We start from the raw sequence: 8,329 nt of genomic DNA on the forward strand, positions 1-8,329 counted from the left end.
GTGCCACAGCGCGGGCGCGCTGCCCGTCGGCCTGGACGAGCACGGCGTCGACCTGGCCGTCGGCTGCACCTACAAGTACCTCAACGGCGGCCCCGCCGCCCCGGCTCCGCCCGCGACGAGCCCGGCCGCCTTGGCGTACCCGGCGGCGCCGAACCAGCCGATGACGGCCACCGGCACGACCGCGGGGATGCCGCCGGCGACCTCCTCGATCTGGAGGGCCGCCAGCCGGCACCTGGCGCACTCCTCCAGGTGCTTGCGCAGACCCCGCTCCGCGCGGCTGCGCAGTTTGCGGCGGGCGTAGGTGCCGAGCCGGTCGGCGTAGCGGGCGCACTCCTCGTCGCCGGCGAGGCTGGTGCTGACGTGGGCCTGGAGGTAGGCCTGCTTGAGGCCTTCGCGGGCGCGGCTGGCGAGCACGCGCGTGCCGTTGGCGTCGAGGCCGAAGAGCATGGCGACCTCGCTCGGCGACTCGTCCTCGACCTCGGTGTGCCACAGCACCGCCTGCCAGCGTTCGGGCAGCGAGCGGAAGGCCTGCATGGCCATCGACCGCTCGGCCTCGTGCATGGCCCGCACATCGGCGCCGAGATCGACCGTGTCGGTGCCGGACACCTCGGAGACCCGCGCGGCCTGCGCCGCGAACAGCGCGAAGTCGTCGACCAGCTGCTCCCGCCGTGCGGAGGCGGTCCAGTGCGCGGCGACGCGCCGGACACTGGTCAGCAGATAGGCGCGGACGGCGTGTTCGGGGCCGGAACCGCCGCGCACCGCCTGGAGCATGCGGGCGAAGACCTCGGCGGTGAGGTCGTCCGCGGTGTGGGCGTCGCGGCAGCAGGTGCGCGCGTAGCGGCGGACGGCGTCCGCGTGGCGCCGGTACAGCTCCTCGTACGCCGTGTCGTCGCCGGACCGCATCCGGTCGATCAGTTCGGGGTCCGCGGGGGGCAGATCGCGTGGTGGCGGCAGGATGCCGTCGTCGCGCCGGTGGCGCTGCGCCGGTACGGCCCGCTCCGGGCGGTGGCCGGCCGACGGGACGTCACCGCGTCCGCCCTGGTTCGGCACCTGCGGCGGGGCCGGCTCACCGGTGTCCCGGCCGCCGTCGTCCAGTGACTCGTCCCGCCCGTGAACGCTCATCGCGGAAAGCCCCCGCCGCCAGCCCAATCCGTCCCGACCACGCGGTCAGCGTCCCATACCGGATTTCGGCCGGGCCCCGCCGAGGGACGCAACCACTCGTCCGTGGGGACCTGCCGCGGTTTCGTACTAGGCGTCACCCGTTCGGGGAAGGGTCGATGGGCGCTTCACGGGGCGGAGTTGAGCAGGGTGGCTCCGGCGCGCGCGACGCGGTGAGGGGTGTGCGGTGAGGGATGTGCGCGGTGCGATCCGAAGCCCGCGAGGCGCGGCGAGGGGCGTGCGCGGCGAAGAGCGTGCGTAGCGAGGCGCGGCGAGGGGCGTGCGCGGCGCGGCGAGGAGCGTGCGCGGCGCGGCGAGGGGCGTGCGCGGCGCGGCGAGGAGCGGCCGAGCGCGGAAAGGGCGTGCGCGCATGAAAAGGGGCGCGAGCGCCGAAGCGCCCACGCCCCCCTCCGTCACCTCGAAGGCTCCGGTACGTCCGTCACGCCGGACGCGACCGCAGCCCCTCCAGCAGGATGTCCAGCAACCGGGCCGAGGCCGCCGCCTGCTGGGCCGCGTCCGGCAGCGAGGGCGCCGCCGTCGCGATCACCAGCAGGACGTCGGAGACCGACACGTCCGGCCGCAGTTCGCCCGCCGCGCGGGCCCGCTCCACGAGCTGGCCCACGACGTCGAGCAGCGCCGCCGCGCCCGCGTCGTCCACGACGGACGGCTGCTCCGGCACCAGCCGCAGCTCACCGCCGCCGGGCTGGGTGCGCTGCTGCGGCACCCGCGCCTCGTCCGCGCCGCCCTCCTCGGCGACGCCGACCCGCAGCACCTGCGGCGGCAGCAGCCGCCCGGCGCCCGAGGCCACCGACGTCCGCAGGAAGCGGGACAGCGCCGACCACGGCTCGTCCTCCTGCCCGAGCGCCGTCCGGGCCTGGTCGGTCAGCCGGGAGGTCTCCTCCTCGGCTATCCGCCGCACCAGGACGTCCTTGCTCGGGAAGCGCCGGTAGACCGTGCCGACGCCGACCCGGGCGCGCCGCGCCACGTCCTCCATCGGCGCGCCGTACCCCAGCTCGCCGAAGACCTCGCGCGCCGCGCGCAGTACGTGTTCCAGATTGCGCTGTGCGTCCACGCGAAGCGGCGTGGTCCGCGCGTGGTCCGCGCGTCCGTTGTTCGCCGCCGCGCTCACCGCTCCCACCGCGCCACCGGGTGTGATGGCCGACGCGGAAGACCAACGAGAGTCCTGAATGTGCATAAGAAATCCCCCGGTAATGACGTCTCCCCCCGGAGACTCTCCCCGCCATTGGATGCCGGAGCGCACGGAACGCTCGAAACCCCGAGCCCGCCGTCGAGTCCGCCCGTCGCGGACCCGAGAGGCTTCCCCCTACACCCCGTCGACACACGAACATAGTTGAGACAGAGTCAATTCAGAAGGGGCAGGTTCCGCACGGAGCGCCCCCCGATCGGAGTACGGGTCGTATACGTCCCGATTGCACCCCCTTATGTCACCCGGCTCACGCCCCCTGACCTGCGAGGCTTCCCCTTGCGCCGGTAAATCGGCCAACCCCGTGCCCACCGGTCGCGCGGTCACACAAATTGCCGGGGCTGTGGACAAACTCAAGCGGTGGGTGCGTCATGGGATGGTGAAGGAACGTGCGCGCATTCTCGTTGTCGGCGGCGGCTACGTCGGGATGTACACGGCCCTGCGCCTCCAGCGGAAGCTGAAGCGTGAACTGAGGCGCGGCGAGGCGGAGATCACGGTCGTCACTCCGGACCCGTACATGACGTATCAGCCCTTCCTCCCCGAAGCCGCGGCCGGCTCCATCTCGCCGCGCCATGTCGTCGTACCGCTGCGCCGCGTCCTGCCCCTGTGCCGGGTCGTCGTCGGCGAGGCGCGGGCCGTCCGGCACGCCGAGCGCACCGCGACCGTCAGCACCCTCGCCACCGAGGAGCGGGGCGCGCCGCCGGAGGAGCTGTCGTACGACGAACTGGTCCTCGCCCCCGGGTCCGTCTCGCGCACCCTGCCCGTCCCCGGTCTCGCCGAGCACGGCATCGGCTTCAAGACCGTCGAGGAGGCCATCGGGCTGCGCAACCACGTCATCGAGCAGATGGACATCGCCTCCTCCACCCGCGACCCCGCGGTCCGCGACGCGGCCCTCACCTTCGTCTTCGTCGGCGGCGGTTACGCCGGTGTGGAGGCGCTGGGCGAGCTGGCGGACATGGCCCGCTACACCGCGCGGTACTACCACAACATCAAGCCCGAGGACATGAAGTGGATCCTCGTCGAGGCCTCGGACCGCATCCTGCCCGAGGTCGGCGAGGAGATGGGCCGCTACACGGTCACCGAGCTGCGCCGCCGCAACATCCAGGTCCTCCTCGGCACCCGCCTGGAGTCCTGCGCCGACCGGGTCGCCGTGCTCAGCGACGGACAACGATTTCCCACCCGTACGGTCGTGTGGACGGCCGGCGTCAAACCCCACCCGGTCCTCGACGCCACCGACCTGCCCCGCACCGCGCGGGGCCGCCTGAAGGTCACCGCCGAGCTGGCCGTCGACGGGCACGCGCACGCGTGGGCCGCGGGCGACGCCGCCGCCGTCCCGGACGTCACCGCCGCACCCGGCACCGACTGCGCGCCCAACGCCCAGCACGCCGTCCGCCAGGCCAAGGTCCTCGGCGACAACATCGTGCGCTCCCTGCGCGGCGAACCCCTCCAGACGTACTCCCACACGTACGCCGGTTCCGTCGCCTCCCTCGGCCTGCACAAGGGCGTCGCCTACATCTACGGACGCAAGCTGAAGGGCTACCCCGCGTGGTTCATGCACCGCGCCTACCACCTCAGCCGCGTGCCGACCGTCAACCGCAAGGCGCGCGTCCTCGCCGAATGGACCCTTTCGGGCCTGTTCAAACGGGAGATCGTCTCCCTGGGTTCACTCGAACATCCCCGAGCGGAGTTCGAACTCGCGGCCGGGGGAAAACCTCCCAACGACCCGAAGGGGTCGTCCTGACCGGAGCGAGGAACTCCCGCGGCCACCGGGGCGTCTGACGGATGTCGGCCCGGTCGGTCTCCCTGCCAGACTGGTCCACGCCGTCGGAGCGGGCCACCGCCCGCCCTGACGGCCGAACCCACGAGGCTTCTCCAAGGTGCTGCACTTCCCAGGGACGGTGACACCCCGCGGCCACCACCGCGCCGCCCCCGGGGGACCGGGCCGGGTCCGGAGCCGGCCGACGACAACTACATGAGGCAAGGATTCGTGAACTTCACGCGCTGGAGCGCCCGGCTCCCCGGAACGCAGCGCCGCGCCGCAGCGCGGACCGAACCCACGGTCACGCCGGACCGGCGGGGAGAGGGCCGAGGCGAGGGCTCCGTCCCCGCGGCCCGCGCCGAGCGGCTCACCGACGAGCCGCCGTCCGTACCCGCCGTGGACGCACTGCCGGTGCGCGAGGTGCTGGACCGGGTACCCGCCCTGGTCGCCCTCGTCCACGGCCCCGACCACCGTCTGGCGTACGTCAACGAGGCCTACGCCACCGCCTTCGGCGCCCGCCCGCCCGGCGGCCCCGCCCGCGAGGCACTGCCGGAACTCCAGGAGCTCGGCCTGCTGCCGCTGCTCGACCAGGTGCTGCGCAGCGGCAAGCCGCGCACCCTGAAGTCCCGCAAGGCCGTCGACGGCCGCTCCTACACCTTCACCTGCACCCCGGCGGACCGCGAGGGCGACCACAGCGGCGGCGGAGTGCTGGTCTTCGCCACCGACGTCACCGACCACGCCGAGGCCGCCGAGCGGCTGCGCGCCAGCGAGCGCCGCCAGCGCGAGACCGCCGTCACCCTCCAGCGCTCCTTGCTCCCGCAGGAACTCGAACAGCCGGACGACCTGCGCATCGCCGCGACCTACCAGCCCGGCGGCACCGAAGCCGCCGTCGGCGGCGACTGGTACGACGTGATCACCCTCGGCGGCGGCCGCACCGCCCTCGTCATCGGCGACGTCATGGGCCGGGGCGTGCGCGCGGCGGCCGTCATGGGCCAGCTCCGCACCGCGGTCCGCGCCTACGCCCGCCTGGACCTGCCCCCGCACGAGGTCCTGCAACTCCTCGACGGCCTCGCCACCGAGATCGACGCCAACCAGATCGCCACCTGCGTCTACGCCATTCACGACCCCAACGAGGGACGGCTGGTGTACGCCTCCGCCGGCCATCTGCCGATCCTGGTCCGCGACGAGAACGGCACCGTCCAGCGCGCCGACGAACCCACCGGCCCGCCCCTCGGCACCGGCGGCTGGATGCACGCCTCCGGCTCGATCCCCCTCGGCCCCGGCTCCACGGCCGTCCTCTACACGGACGGCCTGGTCGAACGCCGCAACGAGGACCTGGACGAGGGCATCGCCGCCCTGGAGCGCGCCCTGTCCGGCGCCACCGGCACCCCGCAGGTCGTCTGCGACCGCCTGGTCCGCTCGGCCGGCGTCACCGCCGACCACGACGACGACGTCGCCGTCCTCGTCCTCCAGCAACCGGCCCGCACCGGCCCCGACGGCGAGCTCTTCCGCAACGCCGCGCTGGAACTCCTCGGCGGCGTGGAGGCGGCACCCCGCGCGCGTGCCTTCGCCTCCGGCGTCCTCACCAGCTGGCGCTTCCCGGCGGACCTGCACGACCTGGGCGTCCTGGCCGCCAGCGAGCTGGTCGCCAACTCCCTCCAGCACGGCACCCCGCCCATGCGGCTGCGCCTGCGCCGCACCGACCGCCGGCTGATCGTCGAGGTCACCGACGGCGACGACCACCTTCCCCGGCGCCGCCGGGCGGAGCCCGGGGACGAGTCCGGCCGGGGCATCGCCATCGTCGCGACCATCGCCTCCAACTGGGGCAGCCGCCGGACGCCGGGCGGCGGCAAGGCGGTGTGGTGCGAGTTCGCGCTGCCGAGGACCTGAGCGGCCGGGGGTGACACGCTCACCCCCGGCCGCTCCCTCAGGCCTCGGCCGCCACCGGCTCCGCGGCCGACCCGCCGCGCGCGACCACCCGGTTCCGGGCCTGCCACGGCTGGTCCTGCACCGCCGTGAGCCGCCGCCCGAGCCGCACCGCGAGCACACTGATGCCCAGCGAGAACAGCAGGAAGGTCACCACGTACGGCGCGTGCAGCGAGGCACCCATCGGGCCGCCCACTGCCGGACCCACCGCCAGCGCCAGCTGCTTCACCAGGGCGAACGCCGAGTTGTACTGCCCGGCCAGCCCTTCCGGCGCCAGGTCCGCGACCAGCGGCGCCACGGTCGGCGACAGCATCGCCTCCCCCAGCCCGAACAGCGCGTACGTCGAGATGAAGGCGGCCGTGGCCATCTCCTGGCTGCCGTGCCCCAGCCCCGCGTACCCGGCCGCGAGCCATGCCACGGCCCAGATCAGCCCGACGGCCGCGATCACCCGCGAACGCCGCCGGCGCTCCACGAACCGCAGCACGGCGAACTGCGCCACGACGATCATCGCGGTGTTGGCGGCCAGCGCCGTCCCCAGCGCGGACGTCGATATCCCGGCGGCCTCCACGCCGTAGGCGCTCAGCCCCGACTCGAACTGTCCGTAGCAGGCGAAGAACAGCACGAACCCGAGCACACACAGCTGCACCATCGCCCGGTTGCCCAGCAGCTGCCTCCAGCCGCCCTTGGCCGTGTGCGCCGGCGCGCCCTCGATCCGCGGCGAGTGCGGCATCCGCACCGTCGCCATCACCACGACCAGCAGCAGGAACATCGCCGCCTCGATGGCGAACAGCAGAGTGAAGGAGGAGACGCGGGTGGTGTCGACGAGGTGCCCGCCGATCAGACCACCGACACCGAGGCCCAGGTTCTGGAGGAAGAACTGCGTCGCGAACGCCCGCGAGCGGGTCTCCGCGGACGAGCAGTCCACGATCATCGTCGCCAGCGCCGGCTGCATCACGGCCTGACCGGCCCCGAGCAGCGCCGCCGCGAGCAGCACGGTGACCGCCCCGCCCGCCAGCCCCAGACTGAGCGCTCCGACGGCGGCGGTGACCAGGGCGACCAGCAGCACCGGCAGCGGGCCCTGCCGCACGATCGCCCGCCCGGCGAACGGCAGCACGATCAGCGCGGCCACGGCGAACGCGGCGAGGACGAGCCCCGCCGTCATGGAACCGAGCCCTCGCACCTGCGCCACATAGACGTACAGGTAGGGCACGGTGAAGCCGAGCCCGAACGCGCTGAGCGCGTTGCCCACGTGGATCCGGCGCATCGCCGCGCCCATCGCCCTGGTCACGTTCACCTCTCTCAGACAGCTACGACAAGTTAGGAGTGAAGACTTCGAAACTAAACTTCGAAGCTAAAGAGTACACATCGAAGGACTTCGACGCCAAGCCCGCTCGTGCGATACTTCGGCCCATGGGCGACACCCCCGGCCTCAGCGAGCCGACCCTCGAAGAGCAGATCGCCGCCTACCAGCGCGAGTTCCAGGACCTCGACCCCCAGGTCGAGAAGATCGTGTCGGCGCTGTCCCGGCTGAACCGCCGTATGAACGTCGCCTACGGCCGCCAGACCTCCGCCCTCGGCATCAGCAACACCGACTGGGAGGTCCTCAAGGCCCTTGTGCTGTCCGGTGCGCCGTACCGCATGGGCCCCAGCGAGCTGGCCAAGCGCCTCGGCCTGACGCCGGCCGCGATGACCCACCGGATCGACCGCATGGTCACCGAGGGGCTGGTCACCCGGGAGCGGGACGAGAACAACCGCGTCCGCGTGATCGTGGAGCTGACCCCCGAGGGCCGTGCGAAGTGGCTCGAGGCGATGCGCCTCGCCACCGTCTTCGAGGAGGACCTGCTCCAGGACCTCACTCCCGCGGAGCGCGCGGTCCTCGGCGAGGTGCTGACCCGCCTGCTGCGCCGCGTGGAGGACGCCCAGCCCGACGCGGGCGGACGCCTCTCCGACCTGGACTAAAAGATCTTGACAGGGGCCGCTTGACACCCCTCTGCCGGATCCGTAGAGTTCTTCGGGTTGTCACGGAGCCGGAACGGTTCTGCGACGACACTTCCGCCGCGAGAGCGGCACCTCAAACCATCAGCATGATCTCCCAGCGGGGTTGTTTTCGGCTTGCCCGAATTCAATTCGAATGGGAGCCCGGCGGCCCGATTGGGAATCGCCGAGCGGATCCGCTAATGTTTGAGACGTCGGAACGGCCCAACAGCCGCGAAGACAACACCCGCTGACTGGGAGTCAGGCCCGAAAGGATCTGATAGAGTCGGAACCGCCGGAAAGGGAAA

At 72.8% G+C, this 8,329-nt stretch carries 5 protein-coding genes and 1 pseudogene; 3 read left to right on the plus strand and 3 right to left on the minus strand.

Translation table 11 applies throughout. The features are described 5' to 3' along the window. Nucleotides 1-90: 90 nt before the first annotated feature. Nucleotides 91-1,122: pseudogene (locus ABT232_RS38080) on the minus strand (sigma-70 family RNA polymerase sigma factor); the annotation flags it as partial. 475 nt (nt 1,123-1,597) lie between these two features. Further along, nucleotides 1,598-2,353: a TetR/AcrR family transcriptional regulator gene (locus ABT232_RS38085; protein WP_351849335.1), complete on the minus strand. Its 756-nt coding sequence runs from the start codon at nt 2,351-2,353 to the stop codon at nt 1,598-1,600. 385 nt (nt 2,354-2,738) lie between these two features. Here ABT232_RS38085 and ABT232_RS38090 point away from each other — a divergent pair, with 385 nt between their 5' ends. Both ABT232_RS38090 and ABT232_RS38095 read left to right on the plus strand, forming a co-directional pair. Then, nucleotides 2,739-4,103 carry an NAD(P)/FAD-dependent oxidoreductase gene (locus tag ABT232_RS38090; RefSeq protein WP_351849336.1) on the plus strand — a complete coding sequence of 455 codons (1,365 nt, stop codon included), beginning with the start codon at nt 2,739-2,741 and terminating at the stop codon, nt 4,101-4,103. Between the two features lie 246 nt (nt 4,104-4,349). After that, nucleotides 4,350-6,011, plus strand: a complete 1,662-nt coding sequence (locus ABT232_RS38095) for an ATP-binding SpoIIE family protein phosphatase (protein WP_351849338.1) — start codon at nt 4,350-4,352, stop codon at nt 6,009-6,011. A 37-nt stretch (nt 6,012-6,048) separates the two neighbouring features. Here ABT232_RS38095 and ABT232_RS38100 read toward each other — a convergent pair whose 3' ends face one another. Then, nucleotides 6,049-7,311 (minus strand): MFS transporter, encoded by a 1,263-nt coding sequence (locus tag ABT232_RS38100; RefSeq protein WP_351849341.1) that lies wholly within the window; start codon nt 7,309-7,311, stop codon nt 6,049-6,051. Between the two features lie 146 nt (nt 7,312-7,457). Here ABT232_RS38100 and ABT232_RS38105 point away from each other — a divergent pair, with 146 nt between their 5' ends. Next, nucleotides 7,458-8,006, plus strand: coding sequence for a MarR family winged helix-turn-helix transcriptional regulator (locus ABT232_RS38105; protein WP_351849339.1), 549 nt, complete (start codon nt 7,458-7,460; stop codon nt 8,004-8,006). Nucleotides 8,007-8,329: the final 323 nt, after the last annotated feature.

It is taken from the genome of Streptomyces sp. NPDC001532 (assembly GCF_040298625.1).
GTDB lineage: Bacteria > Actinomycetota > Actinomycetes > Streptomycetales > Streptomycetaceae > Streptomyces.

Excerpts from the sequence above, each read along its gene's own strand:
- ABT232_RS38105 (WP_351849339.1), top strand. The coding sequence starts at position 7,458 with ATGGGCGACACCCCCGGCCTCAGCGAGCCGACCCTCGAAGAGCAGATC.
- ABT232_RS38085 (WP_351849335.1), bottom strand. The coding sequence starts at position 2,353 with ATGCACATTCAGGACTCTCGTTGGTCTTCCGCGTCGGCCATCACACCC.
- ABT232_RS38090 (WP_351849336.1), top strand. The coding sequence starts at position 2,739 with ATGGTGAAGGAACGTGCGCGCATTCTCGTTGTCGGCGGCGGCTACGTC.
- ABT232_RS38100 (WP_351849341.1), bottom strand. The coding sequence starts at position 7,311 with ATGCGCCGGATCCACGTGGGCAACGCGCTCAGCGCGTTCGGGCTCGGC.